Source organism: Nocardia sp. NPDC004604, from assembly GCF_040609795.1.
Classification (GTDB): domain Bacteria; phylum Actinomycetota; class Actinomycetes; order Mycobacteriales; family Mycobacteriaceae; genus Nocardia.
In genome coordinates this window covers 1-26,652 of the sequence record NZ_JBEXLC010000124.1, presented here as the reverse complement: position 1 = coordinate 26,652, position 26,652 = coordinate 1, and the positions used below count along the sequence as shown (strand labels likewise).

General features: G+C 66.2%; 27 protein-coding genes. 13 read left to right on the top strand and 14 right to left on the bottom strand.

Going from position 1 to position 26,652, the window contains the following annotated elements:
- Positions 1 to 315 (bottom strand): TetR family transcriptional regulator (locus tag ABZW16_RS33230; RefSeq protein ID WP_354960058.1); only part of this gene is annotated, 315 nt, incomplete at its 3' end.
- Positions 316 to 1,161: 846 nt separating this feature from the next.
- Here ABZW16_RS33230 and ABZW16_RS33225 point away from each other — a divergent pair.
- The gene (locus ABZW16_RS33225; RefSeq protein WP_354960057.1) at positions 1,162 to 2,391 is read left to right on the top strand and encodes a glycosyltransferase; all 1,230 of its coding nucleotides are present in this window, start codon (positions 1,162 to 1,164) and stop codon (positions 2,389 to 2,391) included.
- Between the two features lie 189 nt (positions 2,392 to 2,580).
- Here the strand turns inward: ABZW16_RS33225 and ABZW16_RS33220 are convergent, their stop codons facing one another.
- The gene (locus ABZW16_RS33220; RefSeq protein ID WP_354960056.1) at positions 2,581 to 4,131 is read right to left on the bottom strand and encodes an NAD(P)/FAD-dependent oxidoreductase; all 1,551 of its coding nucleotides are present in this window, start codon (positions 4,129 to 4,131) and stop codon (positions 2,581 to 2,583) included.
- 333 nt (positions 4,132 to 4,464) lie between these two features.
- Here ABZW16_RS33220 and ABZW16_RS33215 point away from each other — a divergent pair, with 333 nt between their 5' ends.
- The 3 genes from ABZW16_RS33215 to ABZW16_RS33205 all read left to right on the top strand — a co-directional run bounded on the left by ABZW16_RS33215 (position 4,465) and on the right by ABZW16_RS33205 (position 7,584).
- Positions 4,465 to 5,886 (top strand): amino acid permease, encoded by a 1,422-nt coding sequence (locus tag ABZW16_RS33215; RefSeq protein WP_354960055.1) that lies wholly within the window; start codon positions 4,465 to 4,467, stop codon positions 5,884 to 5,886.
- 139 nt (positions 5,887 to 6,025) lie between these two features.
- Complete coding sequence (locus ABZW16_RS33210) at positions 6,026 to 6,439, top strand: nuclear transport factor 2 family protein (RefSeq protein ID WP_354960054.1); 414 nt, start codon at positions 6,026 to 6,028, stop codon at positions 6,437 to 6,439.
- A gap of 104 nt (positions 6,440 to 6,543) precedes the next feature.
- Complete coding sequence (locus ABZW16_RS33205; RefSeq protein WP_354960053.1) at positions 6,544 to 7,584, top strand: crotonase/enoyl-CoA hydratase family protein; 1,041 nt, start codon at positions 6,544 to 6,546, stop codon at positions 7,582 to 7,584.
- A gap of 33 nt (positions 7,585 to 7,617) precedes the next feature.
- Here the strand turns inward: ABZW16_RS33205 and ABZW16_RS33200 are convergent, their stop codons facing one another.
- Together ABZW16_RS33200 and ABZW16_RS33195 are read right to left on the bottom strand one after the other, a co-directional pair.
- Complete coding sequence (locus ABZW16_RS33200) at positions 7,618 to 8,454, bottom strand: hypothetical protein (RefSeq protein WP_354960052.1); 837 nt, start codon at positions 8,452 to 8,454, stop codon at positions 7,618 to 7,620.
- Positions 8,384 to 8,905, bottom strand: coding sequence for a hypothetical protein (locus ABZW16_RS33195; protein WP_354960051.1), 522 nt, complete (start codon positions 8,903 to 8,905; stop codon positions 8,384 to 8,386). Before ABZW16_RS33195 ends, ABZW16_RS33200 begins: the two co-directional genes overlap by 71 nt.
- 173 nt (positions 8,906 to 9,078) lie before the next feature.
- On the opposite strand from ABZW16_RS33195, the gene ABZW16_RS33190 reads away from it, so the two are divergent.
- On the top strand, positions 9,079 to 10,650 hold the full coding sequence (locus ABZW16_RS33190; protein WP_354960050.1) for an alpha/beta hydrolase: 1,572 nt from the start codon (positions 9,079 to 9,081) through the stop codon (positions 10,648 to 10,650).
- 18 nt (positions 10,651 to 10,668) lie between these two features.
- Here the strand turns inward: ABZW16_RS33190 and ABZW16_RS33185 are convergent, their stop codons facing one another.
- Positions 10,669 to 12,783 carry a serine/threonine-protein kinase gene (locus ABZW16_RS33185; RefSeq protein ID WP_354960049.1) on the bottom strand — a complete coding sequence of 705 codons (2,115 nt, stop codon included), beginning with the start codon at positions 12,781 to 12,783 and terminating at the stop codon, positions 10,669 to 10,671.
- 187 nt (positions 12,784 to 12,970) lie between these two features.
- Between ABZW16_RS33185 and ABZW16_RS33180 the strand changes: the two genes are divergently transcribed.
- The gene (locus ABZW16_RS33180; protein ID WP_354960048.1) at positions 12,971 to 13,579 is read left to right on the top strand and encodes an HAD hydrolase-like protein; all 609 of its coding nucleotides are present in this window, start codon (positions 12,971 to 12,973) and stop codon (positions 13,577 to 13,579) included.
- On the opposite strand, the gene ABZW16_RS33175 is transcribed toward ABZW16_RS33180, so the two are convergent.
- On the bottom strand, positions 13,576 to 14,223 hold the full coding sequence (locus ABZW16_RS33175) for a TetR/AcrR family transcriptional regulator C-terminal domain-containing protein (protein ID WP_354960047.1): 648 nt from the start codon (positions 14,221 to 14,223) through the stop codon (positions 13,576 to 13,578). The genes ABZW16_RS33180 and ABZW16_RS33175 overlap by 4 nt on opposite strands.
- Before the next feature lie 131 nt (positions 14,224 to 14,354).
- Between ABZW16_RS33175 and ABZW16_RS33170 the strand changes: the two genes are divergently transcribed.
- The 3 genes from ABZW16_RS33170 (at position 14,355) to ABZW16_RS33160 (ending at position 16,640) form a co-directional block, all read left to right on the top strand.
- The gene (locus ABZW16_RS33170; RefSeq protein WP_354960060.1) at positions 14,355 to 15,503 is read left to right on the top strand and encodes an acyl-CoA dehydrogenase family protein; all 1,149 of its coding nucleotides are present in this window, start codon (positions 14,355 to 14,357) and stop codon (positions 15,501 to 15,503) included.
- 35 nt (positions 15,504 to 15,538) lie between these two features.
- Positions 15,539 to 16,291 carry a 3-oxoacyl-ACP reductase FabG gene (fabG, locus tag ABZW16_RS33165; protein WP_354960046.1) on the top strand — a complete coding sequence of 251 codons (753 nt, stop codon included), beginning with the start codon at positions 15,539 to 15,541 and terminating at the stop codon, positions 16,289 to 16,291.
- 130 nt (positions 16,292 to 16,421) lie between these two features.
- A complete protein-coding gene (locus ABZW16_RS33160) occupies positions 16,422 to 16,640 on the top strand; it encodes a hypothetical protein (protein WP_354960045.1) in 219 nt (72 codons plus the stop codon).
- 326 nt (positions 16,641 to 16,966) lie between these two features.
- Here the strand turns inward: ABZW16_RS33160 and ABZW16_RS33155 are convergent, their stop codons facing one another.
- The gene (locus ABZW16_RS33155; protein WP_354960044.1) at positions 16,967 to 17,686 is read right to left on the bottom strand and encodes an SDR family oxidoreductase; all 720 of its coding nucleotides are present in this window, start codon (positions 17,684 to 17,686) and stop codon (positions 16,967 to 16,969) included.
- Positions 17,687 to 17,786: 100 nt separating this feature from the next.
- Here ABZW16_RS33155 and ABZW16_RS33150 point away from each other — a divergent pair, with 100 nt between their 5' ends.
- Positions 17,787 to 18,635, top strand: a complete 849-nt coding sequence (locus ABZW16_RS33150; protein ID WP_354960043.1) for a helix-turn-helix transcriptional regulator — start codon at positions 17,787 to 17,789, stop codon at positions 18,633 to 18,635.
- A gap of 2 nt (positions 18,636 to 18,637) precedes the next feature.
- Here the strand turns inward: ABZW16_RS33150 and ABZW16_RS33145 are convergent, their stop codons facing one another.
- Positions 18,638 to 19,294 carry a hypothetical protein gene (locus ABZW16_RS33145; protein ID WP_354960042.1) on the bottom strand — a complete coding sequence of 219 codons (657 nt, stop codon included), beginning with the start codon at positions 19,292 to 19,294 and terminating at the stop codon, positions 18,638 to 18,640.
- A gap of 65 nt (positions 19,295 to 19,359) precedes the next feature.
- Positions 19,360 to 19,782, bottom strand: a complete 423-nt coding sequence (locus ABZW16_RS33140; protein ID WP_354960041.1) for a helix-turn-helix domain-containing protein — start codon at positions 19,780 to 19,782, stop codon at positions 19,360 to 19,362.
- 81 nt (positions 19,783 to 19,863) lie between these two features.
- Here ABZW16_RS33140 and ABZW16_RS33135 point away from each other — a divergent pair, with 81 nt between their 5' ends.
- Both ABZW16_RS33135 and ABZW16_RS33130 read left to right on the top strand, forming a co-directional pair.
- Positions 19,864 to 20,772, top strand: a complete 909-nt coding sequence (locus tag ABZW16_RS33135; protein WP_354960040.1) for an NmrA family NAD(P)-binding protein — start codon at positions 19,864 to 19,866, stop codon at positions 20,770 to 20,772.
- A gap of 123 nt (positions 20,773 to 20,895) precedes the next feature.
- The gene (locus ABZW16_RS33130) at positions 20,896 to 21,627 is read left to right on the top strand and encodes an arginase family protein (protein WP_354960039.1); all 732 of its coding nucleotides are present in this window, start codon (positions 20,896 to 20,898) and stop codon (positions 21,625 to 21,627) included.
- A gap of 348 nt (positions 21,628 to 21,975) precedes the next feature.
- On the opposite strand, the gene ABZW16_RS33125 is transcribed toward ABZW16_RS33130, so the two are convergent.
- The gene (locus ABZW16_RS33125; protein ID WP_354960038.1) at positions 21,976 to 22,923 is read right to left on the bottom strand and encodes a LysR substrate-binding domain-containing protein; all 948 of its coding nucleotides are present in this window, start codon (positions 22,921 to 22,923) and stop codon (positions 21,976 to 21,978) included.
- On the opposite strand from ABZW16_RS33125, the gene ABZW16_RS33120 reads away from it, so the two are divergent.
- The gene (locus tag ABZW16_RS33120; protein WP_354960037.1) at positions 22,922 to 23,761 is read left to right on the top strand and encodes an MBL fold metallo-hydrolase; all 840 of its coding nucleotides are present in this window, start codon (positions 22,922 to 22,924) and stop codon (positions 23,759 to 23,761) included. The two genes, ABZW16_RS33125 and ABZW16_RS33120, sit on opposite strands and share 2 nt — an antisense overlap.
- A 319-nt stretch (positions 23,762 to 24,080) precedes the next feature.
- On the opposite strand, the gene ABZW16_RS33115 is transcribed toward ABZW16_RS33120, so the two are convergent.
- The 4 genes from ABZW16_RS33115 to ABZW16_RS33100 all read right to left on the bottom strand — a co-directional run.
- Positions 24,081 to 24,848, bottom strand: coding sequence for a pirin family protein (locus ABZW16_RS33115; RefSeq protein ID WP_354960036.1), 768 nt, complete (start codon positions 24,846 to 24,848; stop codon positions 24,081 to 24,083).
- 441 nt (positions 24,849 to 25,289) lie between these two features.
- The gene (locus ABZW16_RS33110; protein WP_354960035.1) at positions 25,290 to 25,850 is read right to left on the bottom strand and encodes a 2,4'-dihydroxyacetophenone dioxygenase family protein; all 561 of its coding nucleotides are present in this window, start codon (positions 25,848 to 25,850) and stop codon (positions 25,290 to 25,292) included.
- Positions 25,851 to 25,969: 119 nt separating this feature from the next.
- The gene (locus ABZW16_RS33105; RefSeq protein ID WP_354960059.1) at positions 25,970 to 26,140 is read right to left on the bottom strand and encodes a hypothetical protein; all 171 of its coding nucleotides are present in this window, start codon (positions 26,138 to 26,140) and stop codon (positions 25,970 to 25,972) included.
- A 41-nt stretch (positions 26,141 to 26,181) separates the two neighbouring features.
- Positions 26,182 to 26,652, bottom strand: a 471-nt coding sequence (locus ABZW16_RS33100) for an alpha/beta hydrolase (RefSeq protein ID WP_354960034.1), incomplete at its 5' end; no start/stop codon positions are given.

Below are 26,652 nucleotides of genomic sequence, written 5' to 3'. Positions count from 1 at the left end.
GAGCCATTCGTGCTGGTGAGCGGCCTGTCGGGTGGTTTCGGCAAGGGAGCGCAGCACTGCTCGCCAACCTTTTCCGGCCGGCCGGATCTCGGCGTAGACCGCATCGACCATCAGGTCGAGCAACTCCTCCTTGGTGGCGATGTAGCCGTACAGCCGCATCGGCCCGACATCCAGTGCGGCGGCAACCTTGCGCAGCGACACCGCCGGTAGTCCGTCCACGTCGGCCAGCCGGATCGCCGCTCGTACGATCCGCTCCCGGCTCAATGGGGCCGGCACCGGTCGATCCGGCGGCTCCGGCCTCTCCCACACCAACATGCCGCTGACGATACATCGCACGCTTCGATACAGTGTATCGGCTGATCCGGCGTATCGAAGGGGCGACCATGACCATCACCATCACCATCGTCGGAGCCGGACTGGGCGGCCTGACCCTCGCCAGGATGTTGCACGTGAACGGCATCGCCGCCGTCGTGTACGGCCAGAATGTCGTCGAGGTCGGCATTCCCGACATCGACCGCACTCGAAATGCTCCCGATGGTCGCCGAGTTCGAGGCCAACCTCAACCACCTGCGCACCAGGCGAAGGCATGGCAAGGCCCGCGCGACGGGACACCTCGAGGGCAAGCACCCGAAACCGCCTCTCGCAGTACGCAAGACGATCCACCGCCGCTACGACGCCCCAGACAGCGACGCCAGCCTCGCCGACGAATACAGCGTCGGCCGTTCCAGCATCCACCGCATCATCAGCGGCCCCAGACCGCGGACATCGCCCACCCACACCCGAAGTCTCTGTCAGTCACCAGATTACGCCGGGCCCGCACACCACTCAGGCGACGTCGCCCCGGTTCTACCGCCACCGACCAGCGGCTACACGAATTTCGTTGGATTTTCGGCGATTACTACCGGGGCCCCGAAGCGCGCAACTTGCTGTACGAAATCCACTGCAACGCAACGGATCTGCCGAGCACCGAGCATGTGACGATGCACACGGGACGAGGCCGCAGGTTGGCGAGAAGGCTATCCGTGCCCAGCGGATAAGAAGATCGAAGGACCCCTCCCCCCTTCAACATATAGCGCACCCGGGGGCTTGCGGCAAGACCCGGGTCGTGGCCCATCATTGTCGGCCGAAGGTCAGGAACTGCGGAAATGGGAGATTCGCGAAGTGCGTGTGCTGTTGACGACGTGGGGATCACGCGGGGATGTCGAACCACTGGTGGGGCTCGCAGTGGCGTTGCGAGGGCTCGGTGCGGAGGCGCAGGTGTGCGCGCCGCCGGACGAGGATTTCGCGGCGCTGCTGGCGCGGGTCGGTTTGCCGCTGGTGCCGCTCGGGCCGACGGTGCGCTCGGTGGTCGCGGGCACGAAGCCGCCGACCGCGGAAGATGCGCTCCTGCTCGCTCCCGAGCTGGTCGCCGCGCGGTTCGACACGTTGACCGCAGCCGCCGAAGGATGTGACGCGCTGCTGGCAACCGGCCTGATGCCAGCTGGCGCACCCGACGTGGCCGAGAAACTGGGCATCCGCTACGTGTACGGGTGCTACCACCTCACCGGACTGCCGTCCCGGCACTTCTCACCAGGGGCGCGGCCGGGCAAGCAGTCCCCGCACGAGGAGACCGACAGGCGGGTGCTGTGGGAGCAGGACGCCCAGCGGGTGAACACCTTGTACGGTCCGGCGCTCAACAGCCATCGGGCGGCGATCGGCCTGCCGCCGGTGGACAACGTTCGCGACCACGTCTTCACCGACCAGCCGTGGCTGGCAGCGGACGCGACGCTGTGCCCGTCGCACGGCATGACGGACCTCGACATCGTGCAGACCGGGGCGTGGATCCTGCCCGACGACCGTCCGCTCCCGGAAGGGCTGGAGGCGTTCCTCGACGCGGGTGAACCACCGGTGTACGTGGGCTTCGGCAGCATGGCCGCGCACGCCCCGAAGGACATCGCCCGGGTGGCCATCGAAGCGAGTCGCGCGCTCGGCCACCGCGTTCTCCTCGCGCGTGGCTGGGCCGAACTGGCCCTGATCGACGACGCCGACGACTGTTTCGCCGTCGGGGAGGTCAACCAGCAGGCGCTGTTCGGCCGGGTGGCCGCGGTCGTGCACCACGGCGGCGCGGGTACCACGACGACGGCCGCCCGAGTCGGAGCGCCCCAGGTGGTGGTCCCGCAGATCGCGGACCAGCCGTACTGGGCCGGTCGGGTGGCCGAACTCGGCATCGGCGCGGCACATGACGGCCGGACGCCGACCGTTGACTCCCTGTCGGCTGCGTTCGATGTCGCCCTGGCCGCCGAGACCCGAGCGCGGGCAAGGGCCGTGGCCGATACGATCCGCACCGACGGGGCGACGGTGGCCGCGAAAATGCTCCTGGACATGACCGAAGGGGACGGGTCCGCGGGCTGATCGCCCGGCGGCCGCGCGGGGCAGGCCCTCCGCCTGTCCGCGCGGCCATCCGGGGGCCATTGAGCCCGTTCGAGGGCCCCTTCTTGTGGCGGCGGCCGAACAGACCCTGCGGCGCGCATCAGCCGACAGGGACCACAATCCAACGCCTGGGCGTATCTGGACGCCGAATGGCAACGGCCGAGAGAGCCTTCACGCGCTGCGGGAGACGACGACGGCCGCGCCCTGGGCGATCAGCTTGCGGGCCTGGCCGGTCAGCTTGCGACCGGGACGGGCGGAGTCTGCCGCACCGTCGAACGTGAGAACCCCGTCCTCCAGCGGCGCCTTGCGCAGTAGCGCGCGATCGCGGAAGTAGTTGTTGACCACCTGCCACGGACCCCGGCTGCCTTGCCGCGGCATCACGCCGTCGCCGCGCTGGATATAGCCGGAGGTCAGCGCGCCCCCCATCACCGATTGCTCGGAGCGGTCGGCGTCCTCGGCGACCGCGACCACCTTCGTGAAGCCGTGCGACTTCATGTGGTTGAGGATTCGGCAGAAGTATTCGGCGGCCAGATCCGCCTTCAGGGTCCAGGATGCGTTCGTGTAGCCGAGCACCAGCATCGCATTGGGGATGCCGTCGAGCAGGGTGCCCTTGTAGACCACCCGCTCGCGGGTTAGCACGGGTTCGCCGTCCACTTCCAGCGTCGCGCCGCCCAGGATCTGCACGGTCAGGCCGGTCGCGCTGATCACGATATCGGCGGGTAGCTCCTCGCCGGATGCCAAGCGGATGCCGGTTTCGGTGAAGGTGTCGATGTGGTCGGTGGCGATCGAGGCCTTACCGCTGCGCAGCACCTTGAACAGGTCACCGTTGGGGACCACGCAGAGCCGCTGATCCCACGGGTTGTAGGACGGCGTGAAATGCCGCATGTCGATGTCCTTGCCGATCTGCATGCGCACGGCGCCGAGGAACAGCTTCTTGGCCAGTTCGGGATTGGTGCGCGACAGCTGGAAACTGGCCCGCTGCAGGGCGATATTGCGCGCCCGTCCCGCTCGGTAGGCGATCTTCTCCGGCACCCGCGCCAGCTTCATCCCGACCGCGACCGGGTCGTCGGCGGGCAATGCGGTGATGTAGGTGGGTGAGCGCTGCAGCATGGTGATGTGCGCGGTGTCGTCGGCCATCGCCGGAATCAAGGTGATCGCGGTGGCGCCGCTGCCGATCAACACGACGCGCTTGCCGCGGTAATCCAGATCCTGCGGCCAGTGCTGCGGGTGCACGATCGGCCCGCGGAAGTTCTCCTCGCCGGGAAATTCCGGGCGGTGCCCATTGTCGTAGTCGTAGTAGCCGGTGCAGCCGACCAGGAAGTTACTGGTGAAGATCTCGGTCTCGCCGGTCTGCTCGTCGAGCGCCTCGACGGTCCATTGTCCGGCCTCGCTCGACCAGCTGGCCCTGGTCATCTTGCGCCCGAAGTGAATGTGCTCGGTGACGCCGTACTCCGCGGCGGTGTCCTCGATGTACTGGCGGATATGCGGTCCATCGGCGAGCACCTTGGTGCCGATCCAGGGGCGAAAGCCGAAGCCGAAGGTGTACATATCGGAATCGGAGCGGATCCCCGGGTACCGGAACAGATCCCAGGTACCGCCGATGGCACGGCGGCGCTCCAGGATGGCGTAACTGCGTCCGGTCCGCTCGCGGGTGAGATGGCAGGCCATCCCGATGCCGGACAGACCCGCGCCGATGATCAATACGTCGACATGCCGCGTCATTGAGGTATCCGTTTCGTCTGGTCTCGCCCGGGCACCCTTGTCCGAGGATCCCCACGAGGATACGTGTTATCTGCAGTAACGTCTAGTGTCCTGCTTTCCAACCGCCGCAACCAGCTGCGCATCGACGCTTGCCCGAAAATTGCCCCGATGCTGGATTGCGCCGCATGCAATACCGCGCCTGGCGCGCAACCGCACGGCACGCATATTTGCACCGGTGGTTGCCTGTCGATCGCCCACAACCGCCCCGGCGTCAACCGCGTCGACTCCGCCGATCAGAATGGATAGCCGACTCCGTCCCGTCGGCCGGAGCCAGAGCACGCAGTGAGGGAGTTCATGACCAGCGCAACCCGATGGCGCCGCCGCCTGCCCGACTCCTCGACGAGCCAGGAATCCGGGGCGACCCTCGAGCGCAGCCTTGGTCGCATCGATCTCACCGCGATGGGGGTCGGCACCATTGTCGGCGCGGGCATCTTCGTCATCACCGGAGTCGCCGCCGCCGAGAAGGCCGGGCCCTCGATCGTGCTGTCGTTCCTGCTCGCCGGCACGGTCTGCGTGCTGGTCGCACTCTGCTATAGCGAACTCGCGGCCATGGCGCCGGTCTCCGGCAGTGCCTATACCTACACCTACGCCACGCTCGGCGAAGGTCCGGCATTCCTGGTCGGCTGGAATCTGCTGCTCGAATTCGTCATCGCAGGCGCGGCCGTGGCGATCGGCTGGTCCGGCAGCGTGGTATCGGCGCTGGACACTATGTTCGGCATCACCCTGCCCACCGCGATTACTGCGGGCCCGTCCGAGGGCGGCATCGTCAATCTGCCCGCCGTACTGGTCATCGCCGCTATCGTTGCGGTGCTCGTCGGCGAGGTGAGCCTGACGGCCCGGATCACCAAGGCGCTGGTCGCCGTCACGATCGGGGTGCTGGTCCTGGTCGTCGCGATCGGCGCACCACATATCGATATCGGCAATTGGACCCCGTTCACGCCCTTCGGATTCGGCGGTATTGTCGGCGGCGCCGCCATCGCGTTCTTCGCCTTCCTCGGATTCGACGTGGTCGCCGCGTCCGCCGAGGAGGCGCGCAATCCGCGCCGCGATATCCCGTTCGCGATCATCGGCACCGTCCTCATCGCGACGCTGCTCTACGCATTGGTGAGCGCGGTGCTCACCGGCATCGCACCGTTCGCGAGCCTGAACAACGCGTCGCCGATCGCGACTGCCTTCGGCAATCTGAACATCGGCTGGATCGGCAATGTCATTGTGATCGCCTCGATCATCGCGCTCACCAAGGGCCTGCTGCTGATCGTCTACGCACAGGTCCGGCTGATGTTCGCGATGTGCCGCGACAGACTGCTGCCGCGCGGACTCGCCGAAACCAGTAAGCGCGCCACCCCGGTCCGGCTGACACTGCTGCTCGGCGTCGCGTGCGCGACCATCGCCGGTCTGCTGCCGATCGATATCGTGGTGGAATTGGTGAATATCGGCGCGCTTTCGGCCTTCGCCGTCGTCTGCGTCGGCGTCCTGGTCCTGCGCAAGCTGGAACCGAATCGGGAACGCCCGTTCCGTACCCCGCTGGTACCGCTGGTGCCGATTCTCGCGCTCATCGGCTGTGTACTGCTGGCAACCACCTTGGACGGGCTGACCTGGGTGCGGTTCGCGGTCTGGGTAATTGTCGGTATCGCGGTCTACCTGGGCTACAGTCGCAAACGCTCCACTTTGGCAACTCCGGCCATAACCGTCTCAACGGTTTCTGCCGACCGGTAGCCAGCGCGAATTTCGCCATTGGGATTCTGCACGAATGCATTCCGAGTCATTGCGTCACACAGACGAATTCGGCACGCTCTCTGAGTAAGAGCCACGGCCTATACCCGCGCGGCCGTGCCGGAAAGGACGACGACCCGATATGTCCGATGACGAAAAGCAGATCCGGATCCTGATCGAGCGGTGGGCGGCGGCGGTGCATACCGGTGATCTGGCCGGAGTGCTCACCGATCACGCCGACGATATCGTCATGTTCGACGTGCCCCCGCCGAACGAGGGTGTGCGCGGTATCGACGCGTATCGGGATGTCTGGCCCGGCTTCTTCGCATGGCAGGCATCGGGTGCGACATTCGATATCGTGTCGCTCGAGGTCGTCGCCGGTGCGGATGTGGCCTTCGCGTACGCGCTGCTTTTGTGCGGTACGGCGGAGGATTTCGCGCGCGACCCGGCCAAGCGGCTGCGGATAACGTTCGGCCTGCGCAAAGAGCACGGCCGCTGGGTCGTGGTGCACGAACACCATTCTTTCCCCGACGACAGCGCCGCACCCGAGGTCTGAGACGACCCCGGTTCGCTACGGTGACATCGAGCGCAACGATGCACCGGCCGCCAGTGCCAGCATCGTTGCCGAGAGCGCGGCATCGAGTGCACCGGGAGTTCCACGTGAATCAGCCTGATAACGACGCCTTTTCCAACCATGCGGGCACCCGCCCCGCCGCCTGGTACGAGAACTGGACGGATGTCCCCGATTCGCCGTGGCGGGATCGGCCCGAGCCGGGTGGCGAACGGGAATACCGCACGCTCACCTACGAACGCGATGGGCGCATAGCGCGCATCACCTTCAACCGTCCGGAGAAGGGCAACACGATCACCCCGGATACCCCGGTCGATCTTGCGCACGCGGTAGAGCGCGCCGACCTGGATCCGCGGGTGCACGTGATCCTGGTATCCGGACGGGGCAAGGGCTTCTGCGGCGGCTATGACCTGGATATGTTCGCCGAACAGGGCAGCCACGGTGTCGATGGTTCGACCGACACCACCGGCACCGTGGCCGATCCGGTGGTGCAGGCGGTCAATCACAATCCCCGGGGCACCTGGGATCCGATGATCGACTACGCCATGATGAGCCGGTTCAACCGCGGATTCGCCAGCCTCATGAATGCCAATAAGCCGACGGTCGCCAAACTGCACGGCTTCGCCATCGCGGGCGGCACCGATATCGCGCTCTACTCCGACCAGATCATCTGCGCCGACGACACCAAGATCGGCTACCCGCCGACCCGGGTCTGGGGCATCCCGGCGGCGGGCATGTGGGCGCATCGCCTCGGCGATCAGCGTGCCAAGCGGCTGCTGTTCACCGGCGACTGCATCAGCGGGAAACAGGCCGAGGAATGGGGTCTCGCGGTCGAATCGTGTCCGGCCGATGAGCTCGACGAGCGCACCGAGGACTTGGTGGCCCGGATCGCGCGAATGCCGGTCAACCAACTGATGATGGCCAAGCTCGCGCTCAATTCGGCGCTGCATTCGCAGGGTGTGACGAACTCCGCGATGATCAGCACCGTCTTCGACGGAATCTCCCGGCATACGCGCGAGGGTTACGCCTTCCAACTGCGTTCGGCCACCGTGGGTTTCCGCGAGGCCGTCCGCGAACGCGACGAACCGTTCGGCGACTATAAGCGGGCCCAGTTCCGCTCCGAGGAATAAGGATCGGGAGCTGGTGCACGATCCGCCCCGGACTCAGCGGGTATAGCGGTGTTTGACACCGAATGGGAAGTAGTCGGGGTCTCCGGTGGGGCGCAGTTCGACGTGTGGGAGTTGACGTTCGGGTGGCACGTAATGTGCGTATTCGCTATTGCGGCGCAGCAGTTCATCGCGGATGGATGCGGCGACGCTGCGGGCGCGTTCGGGGGTGTTCGCCGCATCGGGGACCAGTTCGACGGTGACGCGCAGCATCCGGTCGTGGTCGGCGTTCTCCCACACCTCCAGCACGAATTTGCCCGTCACCCATTCACTGACTTCGGGCTGTTCCAGTCCGATCGTCACGGTCTCTGGAAAGACGTTCGCGCCGAATACCGATACCGCGTGCAGTGTGCGCCCGAATACGTACACGAACGGCAGTTCGGGCCCGGTATCGGTACCGAGATCGAGGCCGTGCGCGGCGCAGAACGCGAGCATATCGGCATGCGAGACCACCCCACCGTCATCGGCGATGTGATACCGGATCAGCGGAACTCCGGAGTCGGCAGTGAAGGCCAGTGTGCCGTCGACGGATTCGAAATATCGATCCGCCGGATCGTATTGCAGCAGCGTCGGCAGCCGCCGCGTGCCGAACAATTCCACTCCGGCGGGATGCTCGCCCAGAAGTCTGCGGATCCGCACGCTCAACGGCGTCTCATTGCCGAGCACTCCCCCATCAGCGGTCCCATAGAGCGCGGCCACATCCCGTACCGGATCCAGACCCGCCCGCCGCGCCATCAGATCGCGCCACTGCTCGCTGATCACCTCACCGGCCAGCACAAGTTTGACTGCATAGCGCGACCATTCGATGCCAGCGCGCAGGCCGGTATCGATCACGTCCTCGAGAAACGGCGGATAGCCCGGCCAGCGCTCGCAGACACGACAGCGTGTACAGCCCGCCGACCCAGGTCCCGAGCGGAAAGCACACCGCCGCCAGCGTGCGCGCCCGCGCGGCACCGAACCCGTCGACGACTACCTGCTCGAAGCGGCGCACCGATGTCGCCTCATCCGCGGCGGCGCGCGGCCAAAACGTCGGCGTACCAGTCGATCCCGAGGACACCGCGATCAGATCGCAATTGCTCAGATCACCCCCGCGGCATCGCTGCGGTAGCGGATAGCGCTGGTGATAGTTGGCCTTGGTCGTCAACGGCAGCTGCTGGAACGCTGCGGTATCGGTGATCTTCTCTGCATCGATACCGTGTTCATCGAGAAATGCCCGGTACGCGGGCACCGCGGCGGCGGTCCGCGCCACGAGTTCGAGAATTCGCTGATTCGGATCGGCTGTCATGTCCGACCTTTCTCCCCGTTCGCGGCATCCACGCTACCGGTGTCGCTTTCACGACATGCGCCACTGACGGGATCAATAGTGGGAAGATGGTTTCATCGCCTTCGGCGCACGCCTCGCTGGAGGACAGACGCGGCGTCGGGGCAATCGCGCAGTAGCCAGGGGGGTCTCACACCATGCGGTATCGGTATCGGATCTTCCCCGCGCTGGCCGCACTGCTGCTCATCACGACGGGCTGTGCGAGCCTGTTGACCGTGCCCGGCACACCGGTGGTCGTTGAGCCGCTGCCGACGGTCGAGGCTTATATGGCCCAGCGCATCGACTGGCAGCCGTGCGAGAACGGCTCGGCCGAATGCGGTTCGATCCGAGTACCCGTGGACTATGCCGATCCCGGCGCCATGGCCATCAACATGCCGCTGATCCGACTGCGCGCTACCAATCCGGCAGCACGTCTCGGTGTTCTCACCGCGAATCCCGGCGGGCCCGGCGAATCCGGCTATGAACAGGTGCGTTACGCGCTGAATCCGAAGGATACAGGCCTGCGTAAATTCCGTATCCGCTACGACCTGGTCGGTTTCGATCCGCGCGGCGTCGGCCGCACCGCCGCGGTCAGCTGCCTCAGCGATAAGGAAATGGACGACTACCTCGCCACCGACTTCACCCCGACCGATGCGGCGGGCGTGCGCCAGGTCGCCGACGCGCATAAGCGCTATGCCGCCGCCTGCCTGCGCCATACCGGCAAACTTCTCGGCTTCCTCGGCACCGAATTCGTTGCGCAGGATATGGACATCATGCGTTCGGCCCTCGGCGAGGACAAGCTCAACTACTTCGGCTTTTCCTACGGCACCCGGCTCGGCCAGTACTACGCCGACCGGTTTCCGGCGCATGTCGGGCGCATGATGCTCGATTCGATCGATGATCCGAGCCAAACGACGGATCGCTGGGATTTCACCCCCGATCCCGAACCGCCGGATCCGACCCGGCTCTGGGCACAAGACCGGACCGTGCGCGACATGCTCACCGCCTGTGCTGCACGCCCGGATTGCCCACTCGACCACGATCCCGATATCGCCATGCGCAAGCTGCGCGAGTTGATCGATCGCGTGGACAAGAACCCGATTCCGACCAAGGACGGCCGCAAGCTCGGCTCGAATCTGGCGGTGCTCGGCATCTTCGAGGCCACCTATGACGAAGCCATGTGGCCGGGGTTCGAGCGGGCGTTCGTCGATGCGCTGCAGGGCGACGGCACCGGACTCGCCCAACTCGCCGACGGCTATGTCGGCCGTAGTAAGACCGGCCGCTACACCTCCTCGCAACCCGCCTTCTGGGCGGTGCAGTGCGCCAACGATGATCCCAAGAGCTACCGCTCGAAGTCCGAGGAGCAGATTCTGGCCGAACTCCAGCACAATGCCGATCGGGCCGAGGTCACCTCGCCGCTGTTCGGCCGGAACCGGGCCTTCAGCGCACCGCTGTGCCTGTTCTGGCCGGTGCCGCCGACGAGCGTGTCGAAGGCCGCGCACGCGATCGGCGCACCGACCATCGTGCTGCTCAACAACACCGGCGATCCGGCTACACCGCTGACAGAGGCGCAGCATGTCGCCGAGGAACTCGCCGACGCGGTGCTCGTTGTCCGCAAACACGAGGGGCATATCGCCTTCGATAACGGCTCTGCCTGCATCGACGCCATCGCCGTCGGATACTTCTTCGACGGCGTGGTCCCTGACCGCGGCACCCGCTGCGACGACTGATTCCCTCGCGCCGCAGAACTAGCGGAAGTGCTTATCGAACCAATTCAGCAGTTGGGCTTCGGTTTTCGGACCGGGAAGCGGATTCTCCGGTAGGAGTGTGCAGAATTGGGCAATCAGGTGTGCGTCGTCGTGCACGGCGACCAGACAGGTCCGGGTACCGAGTTTTGGATCGCTGTCCAGGAAGCAGAACAAGCGGCCGATCGGGTTGCTCGCCGTGCCCCATACGTCGTCGGCGCCGCCGCCCCCACCACAGACGTGTCCACCGAGCAGGCCGACATCGGCTCGGTACAGGGTCTGGGCCGACTGGGTGTCGGGGAATCCGAAGAAGACGGCGGACGGATAATCGGCCGGAGTACTGCACTCGATGGCGGCGTTCACCGTGCCGCCGGGCGGGGACATGTGCGAACAGTTCTTCGGCCGATAGTCGTTGCCGAGCCGACTGAAGACCGCGCGGTCCTCCGGGGTGAAATAGTCCGGGTCACGGGCGGTTTCGTTGGTCAGGAACTGCGACGCGGTGAACTTGGCCAGGTAATCGCGCAGCGGTTCGTCACTCGGTGTCGGCCAGATGAAGAATGCCAGTGCCAGTTGGGTTTCATCGGTCATCAAAAGGGATGGCTTCGGCGCGTTCGGTGTTTCCGCGCGGTTGGCGACACAGGCCTTGCGGCCGATCTCCTTGCCGTCGAGGATCGAGGGGCCGTCCGATCCGGCGGGATCACCGGGGCAGTTCTTGGCCTGGAAGGTGCGCACCAGCAGGTTGTAGTAGTCGCGCAAGTCGTCGAGGCGGCGGAAACGCATATATCGGGCCGCGGGTTCACTGGCCGCGGGGTGCTCGGCGCAGAAGATGACCGCGACGGTGGTGGAGGTGTCGGGCTGCTCGTGCTGGCAGGTGGAACGTTTGCGGCCGGTCTCGGCGACGATCTTCAGTAGGTCGACATCCGCGCCACGCAACGCGCTGGCATCGGCGAGCGCGGTGCCTTTGCGATCACCGAGCAATGTCCACACCCCGAATCCGGTTCCGGCGGCGATGATGGCGGCGACGGTCAGGATGAGTGCGACGACGGCACGGCGACGCCGTCCGCGCTTCGGGGCACCTGTTTTCTGGTCGCCGGTAGACCGGGAATCGGTGGGCTGCGCCTCGGGATGGGCACGCTCTGCATCGAGGAGCCCGGCAGCGGGTGAATCACCCATTCCCCCTGTGGCATTCGATGTTCGATCAGCGACGGCATCGTGCACACCGGTGGCGGGTCCAGGCGTTACCGAGGTCTGTGTGCGCCCCTCGGTAAGGGCTGCGGCGCTCGTCAGCGCCGCCTGTGCGGCGCTCGCGAGTTCACTGGCGGCGCCGAAACGTTCGCGCACATTCTTGGCCATGCCGCGGGCGACGACGGTATCGAGCGCGGGCGATACATTCGGCCGGATCATGCTCGGTCGCGGCACCGGCTCGAACAGATGCGCGCTGATGATCTGGGCATCGGTGCTACCTGGATAGGGCCTTGCGCCCGTGAGGCATTCGTACAGCACACACGCCAGGGAATAGACATCGACCGCGCGCGTGGTGTGCTCGGCCCGGAATCGCTCCGGCGCCATATAACTGAACGAACCGATCACCGCACCATGGGTCGTCAGCCGATGATCGGCACTCGAATGGGCAATGCCGAAATCGACCAAATAGGCGAAGCCATCCGGCGTGAGCAGGATATTGTCCGGTTTGACGTCACGGTGGATCAGTCCCTCGGCGTGCGCGGCATCCAATGCGGCGGCGATCTGACGGATCACCGAAACCGCATCCTCCGGTGCCATCGGCCCGTTGGTGCGCAACACCGAGACCAGGCTGGCACCGTCCACCAATCGCATATCGATGTAGAGGTGACCGTCGATCTCGCCGTAATCGTGAATCGGTATGACATGCGGTTCCCGCAGCCGCGCGGCGGCATCGGCCTCGCGCTGGAAGCGTTCGCGGTACCCATGGTCCAGTGCGAGCTTTTCCAGCAGCACCTTGATCGCGACAGTGCGACGCTTGCGCATGTCGTAGGCCTGATAGACCTCGCCCATGCCGCCGCGACCGATCAGCCGATCCAACCGGTAGTGCCCGAACAGCGAGCCCACCATGAGTGGCTGGCCCTGCTGGCTCGTCATCTCGTCCTCCGCGATACAGACCGGAGCCGTTCGCTCGTCGGTCAACTGTAAATTCGCCCGCCGGTTCCATGAGCGGTTTCGCACCGACTGCGGGAATGTTCCCCTCCATTGATCTTCGCAGCGCCTCCGTTGGTTAACCAGTGGAGCCGCAGCGCCGTCGATCGGGCGCCGACGATAGGGTCCAGTTGTGAGCTGGACCGTTGGCTTCGACCTCGATATGACGCTGATCGACTCTCGCCCGGGTGTGAGCAAGGCGATCGACCAGTTGGGTGCGGAGTTCGGGCTGGCGCTGCGTGGGGCCGAGTTCGCCGACCGGCTCGGTCCGCCGCTGGGGATGCTGCTGGCCGATGCCGGTGCGCCCCAGGAGTTGATTGCGCCGCTCGTGGCCCGCTACCGGGAGATCTATCCGTCGATCGTGCCCCACATTCCGGCCATGCCGGGTGCCGACGCCGCCCTTGCGGCGGTACGTGCCCGCGGCGGGCGGGTGCTCATCGTGACCGGTAAGCACGAGCCGCTGGCGCGGCTGCACGTCGAAGAACTGGACTGGCGGATCGACGAGGTGGTCGGTGACCTCTGGTCGGACGGCAAGGCGGTCGCATTGCGCGAACACGGAGCCGATCTGTTCGTCGGCGATCACGAGGGCGATATGCGTGGCGCACGGGCAGCCGAGGTCTACGCGCTCGGGGTCACGACGGGTCCCTGCGATGCCGAGGAGTTGCGGGCCGCGGGAGCCGAATGCGTTGTGCGCGATCTCAGCGAATTCCCGGACTGGCTGGCCGCGCACGGCCCGCGTTAACGTCCCCGCGCCGCGCCTTCCAGCGCCGCGAAGCGCAACGCCAATCCGTCCAGCAATGCGCGCAGCCCGGTCTCGAATGCGGCGTCATCAATATCGCGCTGGCGCCCCGACAGCAGATGCGCCTCGTCCAGATGCGGGTAGTTCCCGCGATAGACGGCCGCATCCTCGGGGAACCCGCCTGCGAACGACGCGAGCGTGGATCCGGTGACGAAGAACCGCATCAGCGCACCCACCTGGGTCGCCTCCCGCCGCGGCCAGCCCGCCGCCACCAAACCTCCGAACACCGCGTCGGCCTGCCGCAACGCGTTCGGTCGTCGGCCCATGCCGTGATTCAAGGCGGGCACCAACTTCGGGTGCGCCGCCAGCGCTGCGCGATACGATCTTGCCCAATCCCGCAGCGCCACTTGCCAATCCGAGATATCGGTGAACATCGACAGGTCGATCCGCCCGAGTACGGCGTCGACCATCGCGTCGAGCAGATCGTCCTTGGTGGCCACATGGTTGTAGAGCGAGGGGCCCTGTACGCCGAGTTCAGTGGCGAGTCTGCGGATCGATACCGCTTCCAGGCCTTCGGCATCAACCAGATCCAGCGCGGCCGACACGATGCGGTCGCGGCTGAGCAAGGGCCGACGCGGTCTGCCCAATGAAAACCTCCTGGTAGATCCAATCCAGTGTCGCACGGCGGATACCCGCGACAACAAACTTGCATCGTTAGTTTATCGAGGGTTAGCATGACAGAAACTTTCACCGTTAGTTTTAGCAGCCGGGAGTCATGATGAACCTGGAACTCAGCGACGAACAGGCCGCCGCCCAGCAGCTCGCGGCGGACTTCGTCGACCGTGAGATCGCCCCGCACGCCACCGCATGGGACCGGGCCGAATCCGTGGATCCCAAGATCGTGTCCAAACTGGGTGAACTCGGCTTCCTCGGCCTGACCATTCCCGAGGAGTACGGCGGCAGCGGCGGTGACCACCTCACCTACTGTCTGGTCCTGGAGGAACTCGGGCGCGGCGATTCCGCCGTGCGTGGAATTGTCTCGGTCTCTTTGGGTTTGGTCACCAAATCGATCAACCATTACGGCACCGACGAGCAGAAGCGCACATGGCTGCCACGCCTCACCGCGGGCGCCGCACTGGGTTGCTTCGCCCTCACCGAACCCGGAACCGGTTCCGACGTGGCACAGTTGCGCACGCGCGCCGTTCGTGACGGCGACAGCTGGGTGTTGTCCGGGACCAAAATGTTCATCACCAACGGCACCTGGGCCGATATCGCTCTCGTCTTCGCCCGCACCGGTGGCGAGGGACACCGCGGCATCACCGCATTCCTGGTCCCGACCGACTCCCCCGGCTTCACCGCCCGCACCATCCACGGCAAGCTCGGACTGCGCGGACAGGCCACCGCCGAACTCGTGCTCGACGGCGTCCGTATCCCTGACAGCGCCCGACTGCACGACGCGGGCAAGGGTTTCACCGTCGCGATGGCGGCGCTGGCCAAGGGGCGGATGTCGGTGGCCGCTGGCTGTGTCGGCATCGCGCAGGCCTGCTTGGACGCCGCCGTTGGATACGCCACCGAGCGCGAACAATTCGGCAAGCCGATCGCGGGCCACCAACTGGTCCAGGAACTGCTCGCCGATATCGCCCTCGATGTGGACGCGGCCCGGCTGCTGGTGTGGCGGGTCGCCGATCTCATCGACCGCGGCGCCGAATTCGCGGTGGAATCGTCGAAGGCCAAATTGTTCGCCAGTGAGGCCGCGGTGCGCGCGGCCGATCGGGCGCTGCAGGTCTTCGGCGGCTACGGATATATCGACGAATCCCCGGTCGGTAAATATCTGCGCGACGCGAAGGTCATGACCCTCTACGAGGGCACCAGCCAGATTCAGAAGCTGTTGATCGGACGTGCGCTCACCGGGGTGAGCGCATTCTGATGACCGCCGTTCACAACTCCCGAGGAGGACGTCAGATGACCAGATTCACCGACCGGGTCGCCGTTGTCACCGGCGCGGCCCAGGGCATCGGCGCGGCCACCGCACAACTGCTGGCCGCACAGGGCGCGCAGGTCGCGGTGCTCGACCGCAATGCACCCGAGGACACCGCGAAGCAGATAGTAGCGGCGGGCGGTGCGGCCCGCAGCTACGTCTGCGACGTCACCGAGCGCGCCTCGGTGGAATCGGTATTCGCCGAGATCGCAACCGATCTCGGCGGTCCGCACATTCTGGTCAATAATGCGGGCATCACCCGCGACGATCTGTTCTTCCGATTGTCCGAAGACGACTGGAACGCGGTGCTCTCGGTCAACCTGACCGGTGTCTTCCACTGCGCCCAGGCGGCTCAGGAGTACATGGTCGCCCAGCGCTACGGCAAGATCGTCTCGCTGTCGAGTCGCTCGGCGCTCGGCAATCGCGGTCAGGCGAACTATGCCGCCGCCAAGGCGGGCATCCAGGGCCTGACCGCGACGCTCGCCATCGAGCTCGGGCCGTACAACATCAATGTCAATGCTGTTGCACCGGGCTATATCGCCACCGCGATGACGGCCGCGACGGCGAATAGGGTCGGGCTCAGTGCCGAGGCGCATCAGCAGGCCGTGGCCGAGCGGACGCCGCTGGGGCGGGTTGGACAGCCCGAGGAGGTCGCGGCGGTGATCGCATTCCTGGCCAGTGATGAGGCGTCCTATGTCAGCGGTCAGACGCTGTACGTCAATGGTGGGGCTCGCTGAAGGCTGTAGTCGAAACCGATCGGTATGGGAAGATGGAGGTGGTTCGCGCACTTGACAGCGGGAATCGACGTAAGGCGTCAGGCCACAGGAAATAGCGCATTGGAGATAGCCGCCGACTGAAGGAGCAACCATGCGCGCTAAGTCGAATCAGTTCTTCGCATCCACACTTGCCACGGTATTCGGCAGCCTCATGATGGTGTCCGGTCCGGTCGCCATGGCCGAACCTCCGTCTTCGGATCCGACGATGGAGTGCAGGCCCGGAGATTTTGAGGTCCAAGGCCCCTACGACTGCAACTGCGGGCAGGACGGCAAGTGGGTCTGCAACGAACGGGGGCACGGCGGCGTCTGAGGCGTGTTCGGAAAGTGCCGTGTCAGTCCCATCGACTCCCGAACGGCTCGGGCCAATGGAAGTAGCACAAGGGAAATAGCCGTCGACTGAGGGAGCAACCATGCGCGCCAAGTCGAATCGGTTCTTGGCATCCACGCTTACTGCGGTGTTCGGCAGCCTCGTGATGGTGTCCGGTCCGGTTGCCATGGCTCAACCTCCACCTTCGGGTCCGACGTCGGAGTGCCAGGCCGGAGAATCTCAGAACCAGGGCCCTTATTTCTGCGTCTGCGGCGACGACGGTCAGTGGGTCTGTCACCCACAGGACCGCTGAGCCCCGGGCTCGGCGTTCACCAGGGAACGACGCCGAAACGGTTGAAGAACCCGCCGGTGGGTCCGTCCGGTCCGATCGTCGCCAGGTGCACGATGGCATCGGTGCCCTCGGTAACCGTTTGATGGCCCGAATTCCCGTTCAAATCCGTTGCGGTGTAACCCGGATCGGCAGCATTGACGCGCATCTGTGGAAGCTCGCGGGAGTACTGCGTGGTGATCATGTTCAGCGCGGTTTTCGAGGAGGGGTAGACCAGCCCGAGGATCTGCGATTCGATCCGGCTCGGATCGGAGGTATTGGTAATCGAACCGATGCCGCTGGACACCATCACGATGCGCGGGTGCGTGGCGGCGCGCAATAGCGGCAGGAAGGCGTGGGTCACCTGCACCGGCCCGAAAACGTTGGTCTCGAAGACATTTCGGAAATCGGCGGCCACGGTGTCGACGGGCGTGGCGCGGGTGCCGCCGATACCCGCATTGTTGATCAGCACATCCAGGTGCGGTGTCCGGCGCGCGATGGTCTCGACGGCGGCCGCGATCGACGCGGCGGAGGTCACGTCCAGCTGGACGAATTCGACATGCAAACCCTGTTCGGCGAGATCGACGGCGGCGGCCTTGCCGCGGTCCGCGTCGCGGGCACCGAGGAAGACCTGCCAGCCGAGTTCGGCCAGCCTGCGCACCGTCTCGCGGCCGAGTCCCTTGTTCGCCCCGGTCACCAGCGCTGTAGTCGTGTTGCTCATGGCTCGAGCTTGGCCACTGCACTGGTGCGGCTCCAGGGCCGAGAACTCCTGGGACCGGCAGTACCACCCCGGCGGCTGGGTACTGCGGCATCATCGAGGCATGGATCGCACCCAACTCGCCGCACTGCTGCGCCAGGCCCGTGCTCGGGTGCGGCCGGGCGATGTCGGACTGCCCAACGGCGCACGCCGTCAGGTGCCCGGGTTGCGACGGGAGGAGGTCGCCCAGCTTGCCGGTGTCAGCGTGGACTATGTGGTCCGCCTCGAACAGGGCCGGGGACCACGCCCGTCCGCCGCGGTGCTCGGCGCACTGGCCCGTGCGCTTCGGCTCGAGGACATCGAACGGGATCTGATGTTCCGGCTCGCCGGTTCGGCGCCGCCGCAGGAGGGGCGCATCGCCATGGTGGTGCGGCCTAGCGTGTTGCGGCTGTTGGACCGGATGGCCGATCTGCCCGCGCTGGTGATTTCCGCGAAAGCCGATGTGCTGGCCTGGAATTCGATGGCAGCGGCGCTGCTCGGCGACTTCTCCGCGTGGTCGCCCGCGCGGAGGAATATCATCTGGCAGTCGTTTCTCGGCACCGAGCCCTCGCGTGTGGTGTTCACCCCCGAGGAGGCCGAGGCGGCGGCGGAGTCCTGGGTCGCCTCGCTGCGCAGCGCGAAGGCCACGTATCCCGACGATCCGGACCTGGCTCGCCTGATCACCGAATTATGTTCGCGCAGTGAGCGATTCGAGTGGCTGTGGCGCGAGGGACGGACCGGGAATTGGCGCAGTGCCACCAAGACCATCGATCATCCCGAGGTCGGACGGATGGTGCTCGATTGCGATGCGCTGTTCGTGCCCGATACCGATCAGGCAGTTGTCGTCTACTCGGCGGCACCCGGCACTCCGGCTGCCTCGGCGCTGGAACTGCTGCGTATCACGGGGACTCAGCAGCTCAGTGAGCGGCGTTAGGGCTATGCCGAGAACTCATCGGCGAGGGTATTCCAGAACATGAGCTCGTAGTTCTGGAACAGCCTTGCGTACAAATGCGCCTCCTCCGGCTTCAGCCGCCCGGTGTCGAGTCCGGCTTGGATGGCGGCAAGGACCCGCAGTTCGATCTCGGGGACATCGGCAGCGAAAAAGTCGAAGAACGCGCATGCGGAGTCGTCGAAATCGTAGTGCGTGCGCATTGCCTCGGCGACTGCCTTGCAGTAGCGGCCCCATGCGGTGAAATTCGAGTAGATGCCCGCTGCGGCAGCGGAGGGTTCGGCGTGCAACGCCAACCAGGCGACGTAGGCCGGATAGGCCTGGCAGCCCGCTCTCGGCAACTCCATGCCCTGGTCGGGTCCCACCGCATCCACCAGCGCGTCCAGCAGATCATGCGCCTGCTGCTCGCCCGGCGGGAGCCCGCCGAAGAAGGCCCTGGCGTTCGGTTCGTCCGTCCGCGCCGCCATGGCGTGGAAGCTGCGCAAATCGCTGCTGGTAATGCGCTGTTCCTCCGCCGCGATCGCCGCGAAGACCGCTTGCGGCGCCTGGCCAGTGGTGATCAGCGGGAGCAAGCGGTTGTCGTTATCGCGCGGGGCCAGTTCGGCCTGGATTCCGTCGAGTAGTGCACGGGCGGAAAGAGTCATCGGAACCTCCCTATCCGTACGGGTACTTCTATCTATTCAACCGCCCCGCGACGACTATCACGGCGTCATTCGGTTCCGTCGACGCCGTGTTCGACGTCCCAGCGTTGCCGGGCCGAGGCGATGACGTCCCTGTGCTCACGTGACCAGTCGGCGAGCGCACCGATCGCCGCGGCAAGGCTGCGTCCGGTCTCGGTGAGTCGGTACTCCACCTGCGGTGGAATCGTCGGATAGGCGATCCGCTCGACCATGCCGTCACGGCACAGCCGCTTGGTGGTCAGTGTCAGCATCCGCTGCGAGATCCCCGGAATCGCCCGCTCCAATTCGCGGAACCGCCGCACCCCCTTGCTCAACTCCACGATCACCAGGACCGTCCACCGATCGCCGAGCCGGTCGAGCACATCGCGAATGCCGCAGTCGTCATCGCCACAGGGGCCCTCGGGAATAGTGCCCGCCACCTGCGCGGTGACCGCCGTGTTCGTGACCGACATGAAAGTGCCTCCTTATGCCGCGATGTGCGAACGCCGATGCTGGGACGAGTTTCAGCAACTACAACAATCGGGAGTGTTCCGATGATCCTGGTAACCGGCATCTCCGGATCCCTGGGTGGCCTCGTCTACCGCGGACTGTCCACCCGCGATGACCTGACAGTGGTGGCGGGCAGCCGCTCGGGCGACGACACTGCAACGCGCCGAATCGATTTCGACGATCCGGCCGCGTTGACCGCGGGGCTGCGCGGCGTCGACGTACTCGTCATGATCTCCGCCGGATATGCCGAGGACGATGTCGTGCTCGGGCGCCACGGTGCGGTGGTCGATGCGGCCGCCGCGGCCGGGGTCCGGCACGTGATTTATACGAGTCTTGCGGGTTCCGGCGATCTGATGACCATCGCCCTGCCACATCGCTGGACCGAAAAACGGCTGGCCGCAGCGCCTTTCGAGGTAACCATCCTGCGCAACGGCCTCTACGCCGAGGTGCCCGTTGGTCTCGCCGTCGCGGGTGCCGCCGCATCCGCCGAATCCGGTGTATTCGCAGCGCCGTTCGGCACGGGCCGGATCTCGGTGGTGGCGCGCGAGGATCTTGCCGAGGTGGCCGTCCGGGTGTCCGCGGAGACCGACCGCGATCTCGCCGCGGGGCAGCGTAGCAGACATGCGGGCAAGGTATACGAGCTCGCGGGTGTCACCGCGATCGGTGGTTCGGATATTGCCGAAATACTGAGCGGATCCCTGGGCCGCCCGGTGAATTATCTGCCCATTTCCCTGACCGAAATGCGGAATATGTTGCAGGGCAGCGGATTAGAGCCGTATCAGATCACGCATACGTTGTCCTTGTTCGCCAACCTCGGTGCGGGTCTGCTCGAGTCGTCCGGCACCGACCTACCCGAGCTGCTGCCAACCGCGCCCCGCGACGTTCGGACGCTCATCACCGATGTGGTGCGCGCTGGCGGGTATCAATCCGTATCGGTCGGCTCGCGCCGCTGAAGGCCGTTCACGGGCCTGCTTCATTGCCTGACGCAGGCCCCTGGACGTCAGCAGAGTGCTGAGTTCCGGCGCGCGCGGTAATTCAGTGGCACGCCCGCTCGACGCTGAATTAGGCTCGCGAAGATGCGCTTGCTCGTGCCGTACCACCTCGACGAGTATCGGCCAAAGCTCGATGCTCCCATCAGTCCGGACGCAGTGGTGACGGCCGTGCTGCCGAAGATCGACGATCCGTGGGCTCGGATGGCCGTGCTCTACGACGCTGTGGCGGATCGGGTCGCGGAGTCGGTGCGCGGGGGTGAACGGGCGGTGGTCGCGTCCGGAGACTGCACGACCGCGCTCGCCACCGTGGCCGGGTTGCAACGGGCCGGGTTGGATCCGGCGCTCGTCTGGTTCGACGCACACGGTGACGTCCAGACCATGGAGACCTCTACCTCCGGATACCTCGGCGGATTCCCCCTGCGCATGCTCGTCGGGTACGGCCGCCATTTGCTCGCCGACCGAATCGGCTTGCGCGACATCGCCGAAGAGCGCGCCGTCCTGGTCGGCGGCCACGACCTCGACCCGCCGGAAGCGGAGTACCTGCGCACCGCGCGGATCCGACACCGCCCCGTTGACGACCTCGGCGACCTCCCGGACGGCCCGCTCTACCTACACCTCGACTTCGACGTCATCAACCCCGACGATCTCCCCGGACTTCTCCTCCCTGCCCCCGGCGGCCCCACCCTCTCCGTAGTATCGGCCGCAGTGCAGACTGTCCTCGCCACGGGCCGAGTAGCCGCCTTCGGCCTCGCCTGCACATGGCGCGATAACGCCGACGCCGCCCACCACGTCCGCCCCCTGATCGATTCCGCCTGACCAGCCTCCCGGACGTCTAGAGCAGCCAGCATTGCCCCTCGTGCGCTCGTGGAAATCCGCCACCAGAGGATGCGGACCGAACGAGATCATCCTTGCTGGACAGCGCGCACGGCCTCCACCGATCGCGACGACTTCACCTTGACGGAGAGGTTCTCGAGCCGGTGTCCCTCACCGCCGGACAGCGTGGTGGCCGGGCAATGTCGGGTTCGGCTCGGGCACGGCAAACCGTGACCGCTTCAAACGCACAACCGGCGTCGGTCCCTCGCCTACCGCTGCAACTTCAGCTGACCCGCCGCGCATTTCGCCGACGGACATTTGTTGGTGCGCGTCATCGTCCGAGCCGGTTGATCATCGACGCCCGCGGTAGATGTCCTCGGCGACACGGGTGAACGAACGGACCAAGGGGTTGCGGTCGTCGGTCTTCCACACGATCACCAGGTGGCTAGGGGGCATGTCCAGCAGGGGGACGACCGTCAGCCCGGGAGGCATCGTGTGCCCGAGCGAGGTGAGCCCGACGGTGTCATTCCACAGCACCGCCTGGACGCATTCGTGGATCGTGCGAACCACCGGGCCGTCGGAGCCGGCGCCACTCACGGGCATCCAGTACGCGCGCCACGCTGGGTCCGCGTCGTCTGGCAGGCGGAACCAACGCCGGTCGACGAGTTCCCCGAGGCTCAGGCTCGGGCGCGCCGCGAGCGGATCGTCCGATCGCAGCACCACTCCGATGGGGTCGGACTGGAGCACCCTCGTCGTCAGGCCGGCCCGGTCGAAAGGCGTCCGGGTCAAGGCGATATCGGCCAGGCCCGATCGCAAACCCGCTGTCGGATCGGCGAAGTCGGCCTCGTGTATTCGGATCTCGACTCCTGGGTGCCGCTGCCGGAATGCGGCGGCCAGCGCGGCGCCGGCCTGCTCGGCGCTGTCGGCGAGCGTGCCCAGCCGTAGGATCGCCGCTCCGGCGGCCGCGGCCGCGCGGGCGCGCGCTTGGTCGGCCTGCGCGAGCAGGGCACGCGCATCCTTGTGCAGCGACTCGCCCGCGGGTGTGAGGGCTACGCCGTTCGGAGATCTTCGCAGCAGCTCGCAACCCAGTTCGCTCTCGAGTTGGCGGATGGCGCGGCTCAGCGGGGGTTGGGTCATATGCAGGCGGGCGGCGGCGCGGCGGAAATGCAGTTCCTCCGCCACTACCACGAAATACCGCAGCGTCCTCAGGTCCATTACCGGCGACGATACCTTCTCGGTATCGGGCGAGACCAATCGGCCTTGGACGACCGATGAGCCCGCGGTCCAGGCTGAAGTCATGTCACCTCTTCCTCAGTCGCCGACCTGGACCGGACCGCTTCCCGAGGCGTCGCCGCCATCGGACATGGCCATTTATCAACTGCCGACCGGGACCTACGAGACCAGGGCGGCCTTCGCGTTCAAGGGCGGGTCTTTCCGCGACAAGCGCCGTTTCGCCGCTACGGCGGTCCTGGTGCGACATCCCAAAGGCGACCTGCTGATCGACGCGGGTTTCGGCTCCGACCTCGAGACGCACATCCAGGCCCTGCCTCGGATGCAGCGGGCCCCGCACCGGCTGACCAGCACTGTCAGCGAACAACTCAAATCCAGTGGCTACGACCAGGGCTGCCTCGCCGGTGTCCTGGTGACGCACGCTCACTGGGATCACGTCAGCGGTCTCGGCGACCTTCAGGTCCCGATTTGGATCAACGAGGGCGAGCTCCAATACGTGAGACATGCGCGCGACGCGCAAGTGTTCCGCGACGTGTCCGCGGGTCACGAGATTCACGAATACCAGTTCAACGGCCCCTCCTATCTCGGTTTTCCGTCGAGTTTCGACGTGCACGGCGACGGCTCGGTGGTTGTCGCCCTCGCCGGCGGACACACCAACGGCTCGGTGGTCGTCTTCGTCACGCTGCCGACGGGCAAGCGATACGCCTTCATCGGAGACCTGACCTGGCAGCTCGACGGCATCCGCCGCCGGGTCGAGCGGCCGTTGTGGATGCGCTCGCTCGCCGACATCGATCCCAAGAGGGTGCGCGAGGGGTTGCTTCACGTCATCGCGCTGGCTGACGCCATGCAGGTGGTGCCGGCGCACGACGTCACCGCCTACGACGGCATCCCGCTGCTACCGGTCTAGACGATCGCGGCTCGACATGCCGCGCTGTCGACCGGTGCAATCGGGTCGGGCACATCGCGTTATCGACCAGCCCAGTGGGTTGCCGCGCTGTGGCCCCGGCCAATCGGCCGGCGGCGTCCCCATCAGGGACGACCACAGCGGCTCGCAGCGGCTTCCAGTCGCGATGCCGACACCGCTTCGTCGAGCGCGGTGGCCGACCGGTCGACGAGCCGACGTAGTCGTGGTTCTCGATCAATTCGGTGAGCGTGCGAGCAGGTCCTGGTAGGAGCGGTCGTGCGCTCCGCGGAACGGTCCCCCGACGGTGGATGGGCACCGAAGGTCAGAACTGGACGCCGGCGTGCATTTCCCAGACCAGGATCTCGGCGGGCTCGCTCGCCGTGACCTGCTGGCCGCCGGTAGCGGTGAAGCGCACCGCGTCGCCGGTATGCAGCGGGCCAGCACCCTCCAGTGTCACCGCGCCGCGGGCCACGTACAGGTGCAGGAACGGCGCGTCGGGCAGGTGCACCGACTGTCCTGGGGCGAGCCGCGCGGCGTACAGGGCCGCGTGCGAGTTCCGGATCCGGATCGCGGCGTGGCCGTCATGTTTGTGCATACCCGAGGCGACCGGCAGCAGACTGCCGGACAGCAGTTCCGCTTCGATCTCCAGCTGCTCGTAACCGGGGGTGATACCGGCCTCGTCGGGCACCACCCACATCTGCACGAAGTGCACCGGGTCCTGGTGGACGTCGCCGCTGAGCCGCCACGAGTCGTTCTTCTCCGAGTGCAGGATGCCGGTGCCGGCGCTCATGCGCTGGGCCAGACCGGGATAGATCACGCCGTTGTGGCCGGTGGAGTCCTGGTGGACCAGCGAGCCCTCCAGCACCCACGTGACGATCTCCATGTCGCGGTGTGGATGGGTGTCGAACCCCGTACCGGGATCGACGATGTCGTCGTTGTTGACCAGCAGCAGCCCGTGATGAGTGTTGGCCTGGTCGAAATGGTGGCCGAAGGAGAATGAGTGCTTGGAATCCAGCCAGCCGAAGTCGGACTTGAACCGGTCCTCGGCGCGGCGGATATCGACGGTTGGAATCAAGTCGATGGTGCTCATGAGGTGCCCTCCTTCAAGGTCGGTGCCGGCCCGATCGCCGATCCCGCAATTTGGTTTCCATGGAAACTAACTTGTGTCGGAGCCGAATTATTTCCGCCAGCGATCACGCCGTGATCAGGACGAACTGGTCGATCAGTGGACGCTGGTGGGCAGTGAGCTGGACTTGGTGGCGGGGGCAGAGACTGGCTGAAGGGGGTCGGTCGGGGCGACGAAGGCCGCAGGGGATCCCTCGGGGATTTGGAAGACCTGCAGGGATGCGACGTGCGCGGGGGTCGCCCGGTGCTCCAGGTGCAGAAAGATGCGGTCGAGCAGGGCCAGGCGCTGGGTGCGAGGGTTTCACGGCCGGTCTTCGTCTTCGTTGTCGATGCTGCGGCCAACGCCTCGTGCATGCGCCCGCCCTCCCGGTGGCTGGCGCAGTGCTCGAGGTGGCCGTGGTGTGTCTCAGGCGTTGACGCTGACGACTCCGGCGGCCCCGCCACCGATGTACTGCACGCCGTTGAGGCCCTGAGCCTGGCTGAGGGTGTCGGTGAGGTGCCGGATGGTGACGCCGTCGAGGATGGAGTGGAAGTTGCCGTCCTCGGTGAAGTTCACGTTGCCACCCTCGACGAAGGCCAGGAGCACGGTGTCCTCGGTGTTGTCCGCGGGGCAGACGAAGGTGTGCACCGAGCCGGCCGGCTCGTAGAGGTAGGAGCCCGCGGTCTGCATCTGGTCCGGGTACTCCAGGTAGTGCCAGCGGCCCGCCAGGGTGTACCCCTGGGCAATGCCGGTGTGGTAGTGCAGTGGCACGGCGGCGCCGGGCTCGAAGATCGCGAGCACGACCCACTGGCCGGTCTCGAGGTCGAGGCGCAGCGGCTTGAAGTGGACGCCGGGACCGAGAGCGTCGCGGATCAGCGGGATGTCGTTGGAATTGACGGTGAGCAGTTCGCCCTGGGGCAGGGCGACCAGCGGCAGCGGCGTACCTGCGCTGGTGGTGGCAGGCTGCGGTGCGGCGGTGAGTGTCATGGCGGTTCCTCTCGAGGGGTGACGGCGGCAGGTCGGTCGACGTTGCCGTAGGTGGTGCGAAGCTCGTTCTTCTTGAACTTGCCGGTGGCGTTGGTGGGGATCGCCAGGACGAACTCGAACTATTCGGGCACCTGCCACTTGGCGAACTCGGTCTCCAGATGGCGGCGCAGCGAGGGTGCGTCGGCGATGGCACCGTCGCGCAGTGCGACGACTGCGAGCGGGCGCTCGCCCCAGCGCTCATCGGGTACGGCGATCACGGCGGCCTGGGCGATCGAGTGATGGTTCTCCAGGTCGACCGAGGATGGTCAAGGGGTAGTCGTCGGTGGGGCGATCATTGGCTTTCCTTGCAGGGCTCAGGCGAGTGCAGGCGGGTCGCGCCAACCTGGCTGCGCAGGTGCGGCAGGACATGGTGGGCGACGCGGTCGGGCTCTTCGAGCCACACCCAATGCCCAGCACCGGGGATCTTGTGGATCTGCGCCGACGGAAACGGCTCGCGCTGCCGATCGGCTTGGTCCGTGGGGAGGTAGACGTCGGCGGTGCCCCAGACGACCAGGCAGGGGAAGTCGTGGCGACGTAGCGCCGCGGCCAGCGGCGGCATCGAGGAGACCGAGGTGGACCGGTACAGACGCAGGACGGCCCGCTTGGTCCCCCACGGCCGAAGGTGCGCAGCCAATTGGGCCACCCACTGGCGGTCCAGGCCGGGGTTGTCATGTCGGAGCAGGCTCCTGACCATCCGTGGGGTGGCACCGCGCTGGAACAGCTCGCCCACCAGCGGGAGTCGCCATACCCGGGCCAGCCGGTG